The sequence below is a fragment of the Streptomyces sp. NPDC058758 genome, from assembly GCF_042746075.1.
Classification (GTDB): domain Bacteria; phylum Actinomycetota; class Actinomycetes; order Streptomycetales; family Streptomycetaceae; genus Streptomyces.
Window position 1 is genome coordinate 48,941 of record NZ_JBHYPS010000020.1, and the last position, 15,645, is coordinate 64,585.

A 15,645-nucleotide genomic window follows, 5' to 3' on the forward strand; every position below is an offset into this window, starting at 1 on the left:
GGGCGTGCGGGCGGGTTCAGAAGAGCTTTCCGGGGTTGAGCAGTCCCAGCGGGTCGAAGACGCGCTTGATCTCCCGCTGGAGTTCCAGGCCGACCGGGCCGAGTTCGCGGGCCAGCCACTCCTTCTTGAGGACGCCGACGCCGTGTTCGCCGGTGATGGTGCCGCCGAGGGAGAGGCCGAGCGCCATGATCGCGTCGAAGGACTCGCGGGCGCGCCGCGACTCGTCCTCGTCGGCGGGGTCGAAGCAGACGACGGGGTGGGTGTTGCCGTCGCCCGCGTGGGCGCAGACGCCGATGGTGAGGGCGTACTTCTCGGCGATGGCGGTGGTGCCGGCGAGCATCTCGGCGAGCCGGGTGCGGGGCACGCATACGTCGTCGATCATCGTGGCGGGCCTGAGGGTCTCCAGGGCGGTGAGGGAGAGCCGGCGGGCCTGGAGGAGGAGTTCGGACTCGGCCGCGTCGGCGGCGGGGACGACCTCGGTGGCGCCCGCGGCCGTGCAGAGCGCGCCGACGGCGGCGAGGTCGGCGGCCGGGTCGGGGGTGTCGAAGGCGCAGAGGAGCAGCGCCTCGGTGGACTCGGGGAGGCCCATCCGCGCCGTGCGGTTGACGGCCTGGACGGTGGTGCGGTCCATGAGTTCGAGGAGCGAGGGGGTGTGGCCGCGCTCCATGATCGTGCAGACGGCGGCGCAGGCGGCGTCCGTGGAGGGGAACTCGGCGGCGAGGACGAGCTGGGCGGGCGGCTGCGGCTTGAGGGCGAGGACGGCCTTCACGACGATGCCGAGGCTGCCCTCGGAGCCGACGAAGAGCCGGGTGAGGTCGTATCCGGCGACGCCCTTGGCGGTGCGGCGGCCGGTGGTGAGCAGGCGCCCGTCGGCGAGGACGACGTCGAGGCCGAGGACGTACTCGGCGGTGACTCCGTACTTGACGCAGCACAGGCCGCCGGAGGCGGTGCCGATGTTGCCGCCGATGGTGCACGACTCCCAACTGGAGGGATCCGGCGGGTAGTACAGGCCGTGCTCGGCCACGGCGCGGGACAGGACGGCGTTGACGACGCCCGGTTCGACGACGGCGACGCGGTCGACGGGGTCGATCTCCAGGATCCGGTCCATCTTGACGAGGGAGAGCACGACGCAGCCCTCGGAGGCGTTGGCGCCCCCGGAGAGTCCGGTGCGGGCGCCCTGCGGCACGACCGGGACGCGGTGTCCGGTCGCGGTCCGCATCACGTGCCGGACCTGTTCGACGGTGCGCGGGAGCACGACGGCCGCGGGGGTGCCGGCGGTGCAGAAGCCCGCCATGTCGTGGGCGTAGGAGGCCGTGACGTCCGGGTCGGTGAGGACGGCGTCGGCGGGGAGCCCGGCGCGGAGGTCCGCGAGGAGGGCGGCGCGGGGCGTCTGGAGATCGTCCATGGTCCCAGCCTGGCACCCGGGGCCATCGGTGTGAACCTGCCGGGACGGGCGGCTCGTGCGCTCCCCGTACGCGCGGGGGCGGCGCAGAGTGAGCCGCATGAGCCCCATGAAGAGCCAGAACGTGTCGCGGGCGGTGCTCGCCTCCGGGGTGGGGGCGGTCCTCGCGGCGACGGCGCTGCTGTACCTGCCGGAGTTCCTGGACCGGGGCGCGCCGCCGCGGCCGCCGGGTCCGGCGGAGCGGGCGGCGAGCGCGGCGCACGCGGGCGCCCCGGCGTCGCTGCCGGACCTGGCGGCGCTGATCGGGGACCGGGAGGGGTGGCTGCGGAGGCACCCGGACGACGCGGCCTCGTGGGCGGCGCTGGGCGCGGCCTACACGGAGCGGGGCACCCGGCTCGGGGACGTACGGGACCTGCCGCGGGCCGAGCGGGCGCTGAACCGGTCGCTGGCGGAGCTGCCGGCGGCCCGGGGGAACGTGGACGCGCAGCTGGGCCTCGGGGTGCTCGCGGCGGCGCGGGGCGACTGGAAGGCCGCGAAGGAGTGGGGCGAGCGGGTGCGGAAGGCCGCGCCGCGGCGGTGGAACGCGTACCCGCTCCTCATCGACGCGTACAACGGCCTCGGGGACCCGGCGGCGGCCCGGAAGGCGATGGAGCGCCTGGAGGAACTGCACGGCGGGGCGGTGGTGCGGGGCCGGGCGGCGGGGGTCTACCGGGACCGGGGCTGGCGGGAGGACGCCGACGCCACGGCGCTGGACGCGGCGGCGCTGGCGGCCACGGACACCGAGAAGGCGGTGGCCCACACCCGGCTGGGGCAGTTCTCGTGGGAGCGGGGCGAGCCGGCCGAGGCGCTGGAGCGGTACGGGACGGCGCTGCGGTTCGTGGCGGACCACGGGCCGGCGCTGGCGGGCCGGGCGCGGGCGCTGGCGGCCCTCGGGCGGACCGGGGAGGCGCAGCGGGACTGGCGGGCGGCGCTGGCGCGCCAGCCGCTGCCGGAGTACGTCCTGGAGTCCGGGGAGCTGGCGGAGTCGCTGGGCCTGGACGGGGACGCGCGGGCGGCGTACGAGCGGCTGCGGGGCGGGAGCTGGGCGTCCGGCTCCGCCGAGGTGGTGCTGGGGCTGCTCGACGCCGACCACGGCGATCCGGCGGCCGCGGTGGCCCGGCTGCGGGCCGCGTGGGCGAAGGGGCACCGGTCGGCGGCCGTGGCGGACGCGCTGGGCTGGGCGCTGCTGCGGTCGGGCGAGGCGCGGGAGGCGCTGCCGTTCGCGCGCAGGGCCACCGACGAGGGGCTGCGCAGCGCCTCGTTCACGTACCACCTGGGCGAGACGGAGCGGGCGCTCGGCAGGACGGGGCCGGCGCGGCGGCACCTGGAGGAGGCGCTGCGGATCCACCCGTCGTTCTCGCCGCTGCACGCGCCGCGGGCCCGGGCGGCGCTCGCGGAGCTGGGCGAGCCGGACCCGGACGCGGTGCCGAAGGACGCGCTGCCGAAGGACGCGCCGCCGGTGAAGTCCCCGGGGAGGACCGGGAACTGACCGTGCGCGCGTCCGGGGCGGGCCCCGTGATCCCGCCCCGGACGCCGGGCGCGGGTGCTACAGGTTGCCGCGCTTGTCCTGCTCGCGCTCGATGGCCTCGAACAGGGCCTTGAAGTTGCCCTTGCCGAAGCCCATGGAGCCGTGGCGCTCGATCATCTCGAAGAAGACGGTCGGGCGGTCCTGGACCGGCTTGGTGAAGATCTGGAGCAGGTAGCCGTCCTCGTCGCGGTCGGCGAGGATCTTCAGCTCGCGCAGCTCGTCGATCGGCACGCGGGTGTCGCCGACCCACTCGCCGAGGGTGTCGTAGTAGGCGTCCGGGACGGACAGGAACTCGACGCCGGCGGCGCGCATCGCGCGCACGGTGGCGACGATGTCGTTGGTGGCGAGGGCGATGTGCTGGACGCCGGGGCCGTTGTAGAACTCGAGGTACTCGTCGATCTGCGACTTCTTCTTCGCGATCGCCGGCTCGTTGATCGGGAACTTGACCTTCTTGGTGCCGTCCGCGACGACCTTCGACATGAGGGCGGAGTACTCGGTGGCGATGTCGTCGCCCACGAACTCCTTCATGTTGGTGAAGCCCATGACGTCGTTGTAGAACGTCACCCACTCGTTCATCTTCCCGAGCTCGACGTTGCCGACGCAGTGGTCGATCGCCTGGAAGGTGCGCTTGGCCGGCGGCTCGACGATCGGGGCGGCGGCGGTGTACCCGGGAAGGTAGGGGCCGGTGTAGTCCGCGCGCTCGACGAGGGTGTGGCGGGTCTGGCCGTAGGTGGCGATGGCGGCGAGGACGACGGTGCCGTGCTCGTCCTTCAGCTCGTACGGCTCCACCAGGCCGGTGGCACCCTGCGCGACGGCGTGGGCGTAGGCGGCACGGGCGTCCGGGACCTCGATGGCCAGGTCGATCACGCCGTCGCCGTGCTCGGCGACGTGCGCGTCGACGAAGCGGCCCCAGTCGGTGCTCGCCTTGATGACGGAGGTGAACACGAAGCGGGCGGCGCCGTTGGTGAGGACGTAACTGGCGGTCTCGCGGCTGCCGTTCTCCGGTCCGGAGTAGGCGACCAGCTTCATGCCGAAGGCGGTGGAGTAGTAGTGCGCGGCCTGCTTGGCGTTGCCCACGGCGAAGACGACCGCGTCCATGCCCTTCACCGGGAAGGGGTCGGCCTCACGCGCGGTGGAAGGGGTGTGATCCAGGGTCTCAGTCATGGCAGCAGCGTCCCGCCGACCCGCAAGGTGCGCAATAGTTCGCTGTTGGGGTGGGCAATCTGTACAGCGAACGGGGAGTATGTGCGGGCGACTTGTACATCGTGACCATTCGGAGGACCCCGTGGCGATCGATCATTTGGACGGCCGGCTGATCGTGCTCCTGGCGCACGAGCCGCGCATCGGCGTGCTGGAGGCGTCGCGGCGGCTCGGGGTGGCCCGCGGCACCGTCCAGGCGCGGCTCGACCGGCTCCAGGCGAGCGGGGTGATCCGCGGCTTCGGCCCGCAGGTCGACCCCGCGGCACTGGGCTACCCGGTGACGGCCTTCGCGACGCTGGAGATCAAGCAGGGGCAGGGCGCGGACGTGCGGGAGCACCTGGCGACGGTGCCGGAGGTGCTGGAACTGCACACGACCACCGGCCACGGGGACATGCTCTGCCGGCTGGTCGCCCGCTCGAACGCGGACCTCCAGCGGGTGATCGACAAGGTGGTGGCCTTCGAGGGGATCGTGCGGGCGTCGACGGCGATCGTGATGGAGAACGCGGTCCCGCTGCGGATCATCCCCCTGGTGGAGCAGGCGGCGGGAGGGGAACCGGAGTAGCCGGGCGACCGCTTCGCCCGGGGCGGGCGGGCGGCCGTCCCCGGCGGAGCGAGTTACAAAGAAGATGTTGCAAAGAAACCCTTGCAACGTCTTCTTTGCATGCCTACGCTCGGAGCATGCCCGAGCCCCAGAAGCCCGCGAAGGCCGCGAAGGCCCCCCAGAAGCACGAGACCCGCGTGCTCGACCCGCGCTCCCTGCGCGGCCTCGCCCACCCCCTCCGCATGCAGCTCCTCCGGTCCCTGCGGCACCAGGGGCCGGCCACCGCCTCCCAGCTCGCCGAACGCCTCGGCGAGTCCAGCGGGGCCACCAGCTACCACCTGCGCCAGCTCGCCGCGCACGGCTTCGTCGAGGACGACCCGAGCCTCGGCAAGGGCCGCGAGCGGTGGTGGAAGGCCGCCCAGCAGGGCATCCGCTGGGACGAGTCGCTGGACCGGAACTCCGACCCCGACGTCCGGGGCGCCGCCGACCTCCTCCTCCACGAGACCGCCTCCCACCACACCCAGGAACTGTCCACCTGGATCGCCACCCGCCACGAGTGGCCCGCCTGGGCCGGCGCGTCGGACATGAGCGACTTCACCCTGCGGCTGCCGCCCGCCGCCGTGCGCGAACTCGGCGAACGGCTGCACGCCCTGATCGACGAGTACCGGGACGCGCCCGAGGCCGAGGCCCCCGACGCGGCCCGCGTACGCCTCCACCTGCACGCGTTCCCGCAGCGCGAGGCGTGACGCGGGGCGGGGCCGGGACCGGGGGGCCAGGGGCGGGGGCCGGGCCGCTGCGCGGGGCCTCCCCCACCCCGCCCCTTCCCGAAAGCAGGGGCTCCGCCCCCGGCCCCCCGCCCCGAACGCCTGCGGGCTGATTTCAGCCCGTCCGGCGTGTGAGGACACGGCCGGAGGCCGCCGGGGCCCGGGGCGGAGCCCCGGTTACGGGAAGGGGCGGGATGGGGGAAAGCCCCGCGCAGCGGCCCACCCCGCACCCGCACCCGCACCCGCACCAAGCCGTACCCGTATCCGGCCGACCCGCGCACCCACCCGCACCGCCCACCGCCACCTGCGCACGCACCCGCCCACCCCACCCCACCCCACCCCACCCAGGACCGCCCCCGCACCACCCACCCACACCGCCCCCGCCCCCCCCTCACGGAAGGGACCGAGAGGTCATGTCGAACTCCGAGATCCATCTCCTGCTGCACCGGACGACCGCCGCCGAGGCGCACCGGAGGGCCGTCGCCGCGACCCGGCGGGCGGCGTTCCGGGAGCGGGAGGGGCGGCGTCCGGTCGTCTGGAGGGCGCAGCCGCCCGGCCCGGCCGACCTCGCGGTCACCCTCGCCGCATGAGCGCCGCGGGGGGAGTCACCGCCCAGGGGACCGACCGGACGCCCCTGTTCACCGTCCTGACCGCCAACGCGATCTCCATCGCGGGCAATTCGCTCACCCTCATCGGCGTGCCGTGGTTCGCGCTGGAGACCACCGGCTCCCCCGGCAAGGCCGGCTTCGTCGCCTTCTGCGCCGCGCTGCCGGTCGTGCTCTCCGCGATAGCCGGCGGGCCGGTCGTCGACCGGATCGGGCGGCGCCGGGTCGGCATCGCCTCCGACGTGGTGTGCGGGCTCGCCCTCGCCGCGATCCCGCTGCTGCACCACGCGGGGGCGCTCTCGTACGGGACGCTGTGCGCCCTGATGGGCCTCAACGGCCTCTTCCACGCGCCCGGCGAGACCGCCCGCTACGTCCTGGTGCCGGACCTCGCCGCCCGGGCCGGGACGCCGCTGGCGAGGGCGGCGAGCCTGTACGACGCCGTCTCGCGCGGGGCCCGGATGGGCGGCGCCGCGCTCGCCGGCGTGCTCGTGGCGGTCGTCGGCGCCGACACCGTGCTCCTCTTCGACGCGGCGACCTTCGGCCTCTCCGCCGCGCTCACGGCGGCGGGGCTGCGCGGGGTCGCCGCCGCCGCGCCGCGCCGCGACGGACCGCCGCTCTCCCCCGAGCGCTACCGCGCCGACCTCCGCGAGGGGTACGCGTACCTCTTCGGCGACCGGCTGATGCTCGGCATCATGCTGATGGTCATGGTCACCAACGGCCTGGCGCTGAGCTGGAGTTCGGTGCTGCTGCCGCTCCACGCCCGGGAGCACCTGGGCGGCCCGGCCGCGCAGGGCCTGCTGGTCGCCGTCTTCGCGGGGTGCGCGCTCACCGGGGCGCTGCTCTACGGGGCGGTGGGGCACCGCTTCCCGCGCCGGTGGATCTTCACGGTCGGCTTCGTCCTCACCGGCGCCCCGCTGTTCGTGACGGCGGCGCTGACGGGGACGGTGGCGCCGCTGCTCGTGGTGGCGGTGACGGCGGGGCTCGGCGCGGGGGTGCTCAACCCGATCCTGACGACCGTGATGTACGAGCGGGTGCCGGAGGAGCTGCGCAGCCGGGTCGCCGGGGCCAGTACGGCCGGGGTGCTGATGGCGACGCCGCTGGGCGGTCTGGTGACGGGTCTGGTGGTCGAGCGGGCGGGGCTGACGGCGACGCTGCTCGGCGTCGCCGCGCTCTACTTCCTGGTGACGCTCGCCCCGGCGGTCTTCCCCGCCTGGCGCGGCCTGGACGCGAAGCCGGCGGCGGGGCCCCCGGCTAGCAGGACGGCACCTTCGACTCCTGCCCCTGCCCCAGGTCCCGCAGGGACGCCACCGCGCCGCTGAGGGTGGAGACGGGCACCAGCCGCATCCCCTCCGGGAGTTCGGCCCGCGCGTCCGCGCACTCGTCCTCGGGGACGAGGAAGACGGTGGCGCCGTCGCGGGAGGCGGCCTGGGTCTTGAGGGAGACGCCGCCGACCGCCCCGACCTTCCCGTCCGGCGCGATCGTGCCCGTACCGGCGACGACCTTGCCGCCGGTGAGGTCGCCGCCGTCACCGTCGCCGTCGAGCTTGTCGACGACGCCGAGGGCGAAGAGCAGGCCCGCGCTCGGCCCGCCGACGTCGGCCAGGTGGAGGTCGACCTCCACCTGGTCCGGGTCGAGCTTCAGATAGCCGAGGGCGGCGAGGGCGGCGGCGTCCTGGGACTCCTTCATCTGGCCGAGGTTGCGCTCCTCGATCTCGGCGTCGGACTTCCCCGGCGGGTAGACGCTGTCGTGCGGCAGCACCGCCCGGTCGGTGCGGAACCAGGCACCGGCCACGTCCCCGAGGTCCACGTCCGTGCCGGGGCCGGTGGCGAGGATGGTCGTCATCCGCAGCTGCCCGCTGGTGGGCCGGACCGGGGCGCCGGTGATCGTGATGACCTCCCGGCCCCCGTCCTTCCCCAGGACGTCGGTGGTGGTGCCGGGCTGGGCGATGGCGAACGGCAGCGGCGCGAGCCCCGCCACGGCGACCAGCGCGACGACGGGCACGGCGCACGCCGCGAGCACACGGGACCGGGGCATACGGGAGAGACGCGAGAGCACGCACCCAATCTACTGGGCCGGGGTCAGCGGCGGACGCGGGCCGGGGCGTGGCCGAAGAAGGCCCGCAGCTCGCGGCGGACCACGGCCGTGGCCGCCGCCGCGTCCCCGGGCCCGACGAGCCCGTCCCGCACCGCGTCCGTCACCAGCCCCGCGGCGTGCAGCTGGGGGACGAGCGCCGCGTGGTCGGTGAAGACCCAGTGGTTCGCGGCGCGCAGGGTACGGCGCCGGGCCCGCAGGCCCGCCCAGGAGCTCTCGATCCGCCCGGCGCCCTCGAAGCCGTCGGTGCGCAGCAGGAGCAGCGGCCTGCGGCCGGGCCAGGGCTCCAGGTCGAGATAGCCCTCCAGGTCGGCGACGGCCCGGATCCGGGGGTCGCGGGCGGCGAGCAGGGCGGCGGCGGTGCCGCCGGCGGAGTGGCCGTACACCCCGGTGCGGCGGGGGTCGGTGACGGCGGCGACCGTGAGTTCGCCGAGCCGGTCGAGGACGAGGCGGAGGTCGGCGACGCGGGTGTCGACCATGGTCCGGAAGGTCGCCGGGTCCGGCGGGCCGTACAGCACCGTCTCCCGGACGGTGCCGTCCGGGAGCTCCACCTGGCTCGCCTCGCCGGGGTGGTCGACGAGGACGACGACCGTGCCGTGGCTGGCCAGTTCCTCGGCGAGGCCGGTGCCGAGGGTGCGGGCGTCGCCGCCGCCGGGCGTGTACAGCACGACGGGCCTGCGGCCGGGCAGCGGCGGGGCGCCGGTGTGCGCGTGGGTGAGCACCGCGCCCCAGTCGACCCCGGTGGCCGGCAGCCCCCGGACCAGCGGTGCGAGCCGGGCGAAGACGGGCGCCTCGGCGGGGGTGAGCTGCGGGGCGCGCGGACGGCCGGCGACGGTCCGGGCGGGGTAGACGGCGCTGACGACGACCTGGCGGGCGCCCCGGGCGGGGTCCCAGGGGTCGGTGCGGGACCGGTCGGTGAAGGCGTGCCGGACGACGCCGACGGGGTGGGGGCCGGTGGGCGCGGGCAGCACCGGCACGAGGGGGCCGGCGGGGGCGGGCGGGGCGGCGTGCGCGGCACGGGACCCGAGGAGGGCGGTCGTGGCGCCGAGGAGGGCGGCCTTGCCGAGGCCGCGGCGGGAGAGGCTGGTCATGACGGGCATGCTGGTGGGCGGCGGGAGCCCGGGGCGAGGCTTTCGGCTCCGGCCTCAAGGCTGGACGGGACGGCCGGACGGCTGGACGGGACGACGGGGGTCGTGGGGTTGCTGCGGGTGCGTTTCACGGCGGAGGACCTGGCGCGGGTGCGGTGCGCGCCGCGGCCGTCGCCCGTGCCGGAGCTGCACGCGGCGCTGCTGATGCTGGGCGCGCCGCACGAGGGGCTGCTGTTCGGGCGGTGGCGGGCCAGGACGGCGCGGGCCCTGCCGGCGGGCGCGGGGCCGCTGGCCGATCTGGTGCCGGGCGGCTCGGCCCCGGTGTTCCTGGACGTGCTGGGCGACACCCGGCGGGAGGGCTTCGCGGAGATCCGGGCGGCGGCGCCGGGGCTCGTACGGTCCGAGCTGGCGCGGGTGTACGCGGGGCGCGGCCCGGCCCCGGCGTGGGTGCGGGCCCTGCACGCGGGCGGGGCCGAGGCGTGGCGGACCCTCGCGGACGCGCAGCGGGCGGCGTACGGGGCGGTCCTGGCGCCGGTGTGGGGGCGGGTGCAGGACCTGCACCGGGCGGAGTTCGCACGGCACGCGGTGGCGCTGGCCGAGGGCGGCCTGGGGGCGGCGCTGACGGCGCTGGCGCCGGGCTCGCGCTTCGACGGCGGGGTGTGGACGTGGCCGGCCGGGAGCGGGGAGGTCCGGCTCGGCGGACGCGGCCTGGTGCTGCTGCCGACCTTCCACTGGCGGGGCGGGCCGCTGGTGCAGGACCGGCCGGGGCGGCCGGTGGTCGTCGCGTACCCGGCGGGCCCGGGGCTGCCTCCCGTACCGGAGGGCCCCGGCGGCCCGGAGGAGCCCCTGGCGGGCGTGCTGGGCCCGACGCGGGCGGCGCTGCTGCGCGCCCTGCCCGTGCCCCGTACGACGACCGAGCTGGCCCGGCTCCTGGGCGTGTCGGCGGCCACGGTCTCGGCCCACACGGCGGCCCTCCGCACGGCCGGCCTGCTGAGCACGGCCCGCACGGGCCGCTCGGTCCACCACACCCGCACGACAGTGGCGGACCTGCTGCTCCGCTGACCCCGGCACACCACGGCCACGCGACCCGTTCCCGGGAATCCGCGGGCGCACCGCGGCCCGGCCGGGCACGCCGCGGGGGCACCCGCCGACCGGCGGGTGCCCCCGGGGGTACGGCGGGCGGCTAGCGCAGGGCGTCCGCGACCTCGCGGGCGGCGTCCACCACGCGGGGGCCGACCCGCTCCGGGACCACGTCCGCGAGCATGACCACGCCGACGCTGCCCTCGACGCCGGTGACGCCGACCAGCGGCGCCGCCGCCCCGCTCGCCCCGGCCTCCAGCTCGCCGTGGGTGAGGGTGAAGCCCGGTTCGATGAGGGTGCCCTGGCGGGCGGCGAGGATCGCCCGGCCCGCCGCGCCCCGGTCCAGCGGGTGGCGGAAGCCGGCCCGGTAGGCCACGTGGTAGTCCGTCCAGGTGGGCTCGACGACGGCGACGGCGAGCGCCTCCGCCCCGTCGACGAGCGTCAGGTGCGCGGTCGCGCCGATGTCCTCGGCGAGCGAGCGCAGGGCGGGCAGGGCCGCCTCCCGCACCAGGGGATGGACCTGCCGGCCGAGGCGCAGCACGCCGAGGCCGACGCGGGCCCGGCCGCCGAGGTCGCGGCGGACGAGGGCGTGCTGCTCCAGGGTGGCGAGCAGCCGGTAGACCACGGTCCGGTTGACCCCGAGTTTGTTGGACAACTCGGTGACGGTCAGGCCGTGGTCGGTGTCGGCGAGCAGTTTGAGGACTCTGAGTCCCCTGTCGAGCGTCTGGGAGGTCTCCGCGGTCACGACGCCCTCTCCTTCGAAAGAGAAAGTGGCGGCGGGCTCCCACGGGGTTCGCGGCGCCGGTCCCGTCGGCGACGCACGTCAGAGGCCGCCGGCAGGAAGGGGAAACACCGGCTGCGCTCCGCGGCGGCGCTGCCACGGGGCGGTTGCTTTGTGCCGGGACAGTAGCGACCCGCTCCGCTCAGCGGAAGACCTCGTCCAGAATCCGGGCGCGGGCGACCGGATGCGGACGGTTCAGGACCTTCGTCGGCCCTCCTCGGGACTTTGGCTGACAAGAACGGCTATGTCGTGCACGTAGCGTGGAAGGTGCCGGTCGGCCGTCCGTGGGGGCCGGCCCCGGCTCCCGCCCCGCCTCGCGCGGGACGGGAAGGAGGCCCGTACGACCGCCGTCGTACGGGCCTCCTCACGTGCCGGGGGGGCCGGATCACCGCATCGTGCCGGGGGCCGGGTCACCGCATCGGGCCGGGGACCCGGGTCACCGCATCCGGGTGGCCCACTCCTGCACCTTCTTGATCCGCTCGCGGATCTGGCCCGCGGTGGCCTCCGCGCTCGGGGGCCCGCCGCAGACCCGCCGCAGCTCGGTGTGGATCACGCCGTGCGGCTTGCCGCTCTGGTGGACGTAGGCGCCGACCATGGTGTTGAGCTGTTTGCGCAGCTCCAGGAGTTCCTTGTGGGAAACGACGGGGCGCCGCTCGGCCGGAAGCTCCAGCAGGTCGGCCTCGGTGTCCGGCTTCTTGCGGCTGTGCGCGATCTGCCGGGCCTGCCGCTTCTGGAGGAGGAGCTGCACCTGGTCGGGTTCGAGGAGGCCCGGGATGCCGAGGTAGTCCTGCTCCTCCTCGCTGCCGGGGTGGGCCTGCATGCCGAACTCGGCGGCGTTGTAGAGGACGCGGTCGAAGACGGCGTCGGACTCCAGCGCCTCGAAGGGCAGCATGTCCTGCTCGCCGGTGTCCTCGTCCTGCTGCTTCTCCGCCTCCGCCAGCTCCTTCTCGGACTCGGCGTACGGGTCCTCGTCCTCGCCCGCCTTCTTCGGCTTGTCGAGGACGTGGTCGCGCTCGACCTCCATCTCGCTGGCGAAGCCGAGGAGGCTGGGGATGGTGGGAAGGAACACGGACGCCGTCTCGCCGCGCCTGCGCGATCGCACGAAGCGGCCGACGGCCTGGGCGAAGAACAGGGGCGTCGAGATCGTCGTCGCGTACACGCCCACGGCGAGGCGGGGCACGTCGACGCCCTCGGACACCATGCGGACGGCGACCATCCAGCGGTCCGTGGACTCGCTGAACTCGTCGATGCGTTCCGAGGCGGCGGCCTCGTCGGAGAGGACGAGGGTGGCCCTGGTGCCGGTGATCTCGCGGATCAGCTTGGCGTAGGCGCGGGCCGAGTCCTGGTCGGAGGCGATCACCAGGCCGCCCGCGTCCGGGATCGACTTCCGCACCTCGGTGAGGCGCTGGTCGGCGGCGCGGAGCACGTTCGGCATCCAGTCGCCGCGCGGGTCGAGCGCGGTGCGCCAGGCCTGCGAGACGGCGTCCTTGGTCATCGGCTCGCCGAGCCGGGCGGCGATCTCGTCGCCGGCCTTGGTGCGCCAGCGCATGTTGCCGCTGTAGGAGAGGAAGATGACGGGGCGGACGACGCCGTCGCCGAGGGCGTTCCCGTATCCGTAGGTGTAGTCGGCGGAGGACCGCCGGATGCCGTCGTTCCCCTCCTCGTAGGTCACGAAGGGGATCGGGTTGGTGTCGGAGCGGAAGGGCGTGCCGGTGAGGGCGAGCCGGCGCGCGGCCGGGTCGAAGGCCTCCAGGCACGCCTCGCCCCAGGACTTCGAGTCACCGGCGTGGTGGATCTCGTCGAGGATGACGAGGGTCTTGCGCTGTTCGCAGCGGTTGCGGTGGAGCATGGGGCGCACGCCGACGCCGGCGTAGGTCAGGGCGACGCCGTCGTACTCCTTGCTGAGCGGCCCCGCGCTGTACTCCGGGTCCAGCTTGATCCCTATCCGCGCCGCGGCGGCCGCCCACTGCTTCTTGAGGTGCTCGGTGGGGGCGACGACCGTGATCTGCTGCACGACGTGGTGGTGCAGCAGCCAGGACGCGAGGGTCAGCGCGAAGGTGGTCTTGCCGGCCCCTGGTGTGGCGACCGCGAGGAAGTCACGGGGCTGTTCCTGGATGTACTTCTCCATCGCGCCCTGCTGCCAGGCGCGCAGCTTGTTGGCGGTGCCCCAGGGAGCACGGCCGGGGAAGGCGGGAGAGAGGTGATGAGAGGAGGTGGCGGTGGTGGTAGTCACGATCTCCGGTCACGGTTCGACGCTCGTCCAGACGCTCGTCCAGATATGACAACCGGGCCACCTTACCGGCGGGGTGGACGGAACCTCGATCGAAACGGTGCGGGGCCGCGCGCTTTGCGACCCACCTCACGCCGGGAGGATCAGTTCGCGCAGCCCCTGCGCGATCGCCTTGACCTCGTCGAGCGAGCCGGTGGCGACGTCGACGACCAGGCGTTCCGCCGCGTCGATGTCCGGTCGCAACTGGACGCCGTTCATGGCGAGGAAGGTGACGCAGGAGAGCCAGGCCGTGCGCTTGTTCCCGTCGACGAACGGACGGTTGACCGCGAGGGACTGGAGGAGTGCGGCGGCCTTGTCGACGGGGCCGGGATAGGCCTCCTCGCCGAACATCGCCGCGGACGGCCTGTGCACCGCCGACTCCAGCAGCCCCGCGTCCCGGACGACGATGGCCTGGTCGTCGACCGCGTATCCGGCGATGACCAGGACGTCCTCGCCGGAGAGGTAGACGCACGTCACTTCAGGCGCTCCATCAGCTCGTGCCACTTGGCCGCCTGCTCCATGGCCGTCTTCCGCACGATCGCCTCCTGGGCCGTGCGCGCCAGGTAGTCGTCCACCGCCTTGAGGAGGAGGGCGTGCATGCTGGTGCCCTCCTGCTCGGCGCGCTGCTTGAGGGCTTCCGTCTGGTCGTCGCGAAGACGCAGGTTCATGGCCATACCAGAACGGTACCACCGGGTGGGGTCAGAGTGGTACCACTCAGCCCCCCGTCCGTACCCCCAGCCGCGTCGCCACCCACGCCCCCACCAGCGCGACCCCCGCCATCGGCAGGAAGACGGCGGCGAAGGCGCCCGGATGGGAGGCCTCGGAGGCGGCCGAGGTCACCGCGTGCCCGACCGCCCCGCCGCCCAGTGCCGCGAAGGCCGCGCCGCCGCCGGCGAGCAGCAGCACGTTCGACAGCCCGTCGGAGATCTGGAGGGCCGCCGAGTTCGCGCCCGCCTCCTCCGGCGGCGACAGCTTCATCAGCAGCACGCTCGTCGAGGCGATCACCACGCCCATGCCGAGACAGCCGAAGCCCCAGGCCACCGCCACCACCCACACCGGCACGGCCGGCAGCAGCACGCTCGGCGCGGCGGCGATCGCGAGGGCGACGAGCACCATCCCGAGCACGACGAGACGTTCCCGGTACGGCTCCGTCCATGGCCGCGACTGGATCCAGGAACCGAGCGCCCAGGTCAGGCCGCCGAGGGCCAGCGAGAGACCGGCGAGCGTGGGGCTCAGCCCCCGCTGGGTGACGAGCATCAGCGGCACGAAGGACTCCGCCGCGATGAACGACCCCGCGGCCACGCCCCGCAGCAGCACCACCGACGGCAGCCCGCGCGCCGCCCGCACCGTGCCGCGCGGCAGCAGCCCCCGCACCGCCGGCACGAGCAGCACGGCGCCCACGGCGGCGGGCAGCAGCGACAGCCAGCGCAGCTCCTGCCCCGCGTACTGGAGCAGCCCGGCGCCCGCCGAGATCGCGAGGGCCAGCAGGATCCGCCGCCGGTCCCAGGGCGCGACGGGCGCCGACGGATCGGCGGGCCCGGAGGCGGTCCGCCGGATCGCCGGCAGCGCGAGGGCCAGCGGCAGCACGACGAGCACGGGGATCCCGACGAAGACCCACCGCCACCCCAGGTGCTCGGTGATCGTCCCCGACGCGAGCGGCCCGACCACGGAGGGCACGACCCAGCTCGCCGCGAACGCCGCCATGATCGCGGGCCGCAGGTGCTCCTCGTACGCCCGGCTGACGACCACGTACAGCGCGACGATCACCAGCCCGCCGCCCAGCCCCTGCACGGCCCGCCCGAGGATGAACACCCACATCGCGGCGGCCGTCCCCGACAGCAGCAGCCCCGCCGCGAAGGCGCTGATCCCGGCCGTCAGCGGCACCAGCGGCCCGTTCCGGTCGGACCACTGCCCGGCGACGACCATCCCGAAGAGGCTGGTCGTGAAGTACGCGGAGAACGCGAAGGCGTAGACGGACACCCCGTCCAGCTCCCGCGCGGCCACCGGCATGGCCGTCCCGACCGCCGTCGCCTCGAAGGCGATGAGCAGCACGACGGACACGATCCCGATGCTGAGCGCCCGATGGGTGGCGTCGAGGACGGAGCCCCTCGGGGCTTCGGGGGGCAGGGGATCGACGGCGGTCCCGGCTTCCCGGGGTTCGAGGGCGCTCATGGGCCCAGGGTAAGGGTCGTCCCCCGATGTGACCCCTGTCGCGGGTCGTATCCCGCCTTCCCCCTTTGGTCGTACGCCCCCGGTT

15 protein-coding genes are annotated in these 15,645 nt (G+C 75.0%); 6 read left to right on the plus strand and 9 right to left on the minus strand.

The genetic code is table 11. From position 1 onward, the window contains the following. Window positions 1-16 precede the first annotated feature (16 nt). A complete protein-coding gene (locus ACFW6A_RS22805; RefSeq protein ID WP_351842038.1) occupies window positions 17-1,405 on the minus strand; it encodes an FAD-linked oxidase C-terminal domain-containing protein in 1,389 nt (462 codons plus the stop codon). 97 nt (window positions 1,406-1,502) lie between these two features. Here ACFW6A_RS22805 and ACFW6A_RS22810 point away from each other — a divergent pair, with 97 nt between their 5' ends. Then, the gene (locus ACFW6A_RS22810) at window positions 1,503-2,930 is read left to right on the plus strand and encodes a tetratricopeptide repeat protein (RefSeq protein WP_386642361.1); all 1,428 of its coding nucleotides are present in this window, start codon (window positions 1,503-1,505) and stop codon (window positions 2,928-2,930) included. A gap of 57 nt (window positions 2,931-2,987) precedes the next feature. On the opposite strand, the gene hppD is transcribed toward ACFW6A_RS22810, so the two are convergent. Beyond that, window positions 2,988-4,133 (minus strand): 4-hydroxyphenylpyruvate dioxygenase, encoded by a 1,146-nt coding sequence (gene hppD / locus ACFW6A_RS22815; protein WP_351842042.1) that lies wholly within the window; start codon window positions 4,131-4,133, stop codon window positions 2,988-2,990. Window positions 4,134-4,254: 121 nt separating this feature from the next. On the opposite strand from hppD, the gene ACFW6A_RS22820 reads away from it, so the two are divergent. From ACFW6A_RS22820 to ACFW6A_RS22835, 4 genes are all read left to right on the plus strand, one after another. Then, a complete protein-coding gene (locus ACFW6A_RS22820) occupies window positions 4,255-4,731 on the plus strand; it encodes an Lrp/AsnC family transcriptional regulator (RefSeq protein ID WP_386642364.1) in 477 nt (158 codons plus the stop codon). 116 nt (window positions 4,732-4,847) lie between these two features. Further along, window positions 4,848-5,456, plus strand: coding sequence for a helix-turn-helix domain-containing protein (locus ACFW6A_RS22825; RefSeq protein ID WP_351842043.1), 609 nt, complete (start codon window positions 4,848-4,850; stop codon window positions 5,454-5,456). Window positions 5,457-5,887: 431 nt separating this feature from the next. Further along, complete coding sequence (locus tag ACFW6A_RS22830) at window positions 5,888-6,064, plus strand: hypothetical protein (RefSeq protein ID WP_351842045.1); 177 nt, start codon at window positions 5,888-5,890, stop codon at window positions 6,062-6,064. Further along, complete coding sequence (locus tag ACFW6A_RS22835; RefSeq protein WP_351842047.1) at window positions 6,061-7,398, plus strand: MFS transporter; 1,338 nt, start codon at window positions 6,061-6,063, stop codon at window positions 7,396-7,398. The genes ACFW6A_RS22830 and ACFW6A_RS22835 overlap by 4 nt, the downstream gene beginning before the upstream one ends. Here the strand turns inward: ACFW6A_RS22835 and ACFW6A_RS22840 are convergent. Both ACFW6A_RS22840 and ACFW6A_RS22845 read right to left on the minus strand, forming a co-directional pair. After that, complete coding sequence (locus ACFW6A_RS22840; protein WP_351842049.1) at window positions 7,331-8,113, minus strand: S16 family serine protease; 783 nt, start codon at window positions 8,111-8,113, stop codon at window positions 7,331-7,333. The genes ACFW6A_RS22835 and ACFW6A_RS22840 overlap by 68 nt on opposite strands. Window positions 8,114-8,157: 44 nt before the next feature. Beyond that, window positions 8,158-9,261 (minus strand): acetylhydrolase, encoded by a 1,104-nt coding sequence (locus tag ACFW6A_RS22845; protein WP_386642367.1) that lies wholly within the window; start codon window positions 9,259-9,261, stop codon window positions 8,158-8,160. Window positions 9,262-9,378: 117 nt separating this feature from the next. On the opposite strand from ACFW6A_RS22845, the gene ACFW6A_RS22850 reads away from it, so the two are divergent. Further along, a complete protein-coding gene (locus tag ACFW6A_RS22850; protein WP_386482479.1) occupies window positions 9,379-10,320 on the plus strand; it encodes a helix-turn-helix domain-containing protein in 942 nt (313 codons plus the stop codon). 121 nt (window positions 10,321-10,441) lie between these two features. Here ACFW6A_RS22850 and ACFW6A_RS22855 read toward each other — a convergent pair whose 3' ends face one another. From ACFW6A_RS22855 to ACFW6A_RS22875, 5 genes are all read right to left on the minus strand, one after another. Continuing rightward, window positions 10,442-11,083 (minus strand): IclR family transcriptional regulator, encoded by a 642-nt coding sequence (locus tag ACFW6A_RS22855; RefSeq protein WP_386642370.1) that lies wholly within the window; start codon window positions 11,081-11,083, stop codon window positions 10,442-10,444. A 472-nt stretch (window positions 11,084-11,555) separates the two neighbouring features. Next, a complete protein-coding gene (locus ACFW6A_RS22860; RefSeq protein WP_351842055.1) occupies window positions 11,556-13,352 on the minus strand; it encodes a DEAD/DEAH box helicase in 1,797 nt (598 codons plus the stop codon). A gap of 126 nt (window positions 13,353-13,478) precedes the next feature. Next, window positions 13,479-13,865: a type II toxin-antitoxin system death-on-curing family toxin gene (locus ACFW6A_RS22865; protein WP_386642373.1), complete on the minus strand. Its 387-nt coding sequence runs from the start codon at window positions 13,863-13,865 to the stop codon at window positions 13,479-13,481. Next, window positions 13,862-14,062: a ribbon-helix-helix protein, CopG family gene (locus tag ACFW6A_RS22870; RefSeq protein WP_190222087.1), complete on the minus strand. Its 201-nt coding sequence runs from the start codon at window positions 14,060-14,062 to the stop codon at window positions 13,862-13,864. Before ACFW6A_RS22870 ends, ACFW6A_RS22865 begins: the two co-directional genes overlap by 4 nt. Window positions 14,063-14,102: 40 nt before the next feature. Further along, complete coding sequence (locus ACFW6A_RS22875; RefSeq protein WP_386642377.1) at window positions 14,103-15,560, minus strand: MFS transporter; 1,458 nt, start codon at window positions 15,558-15,560, stop codon at window positions 14,103-14,105. Between the last annotated feature and the right edge of the window lie 85 nt (window positions 15,561-15,645).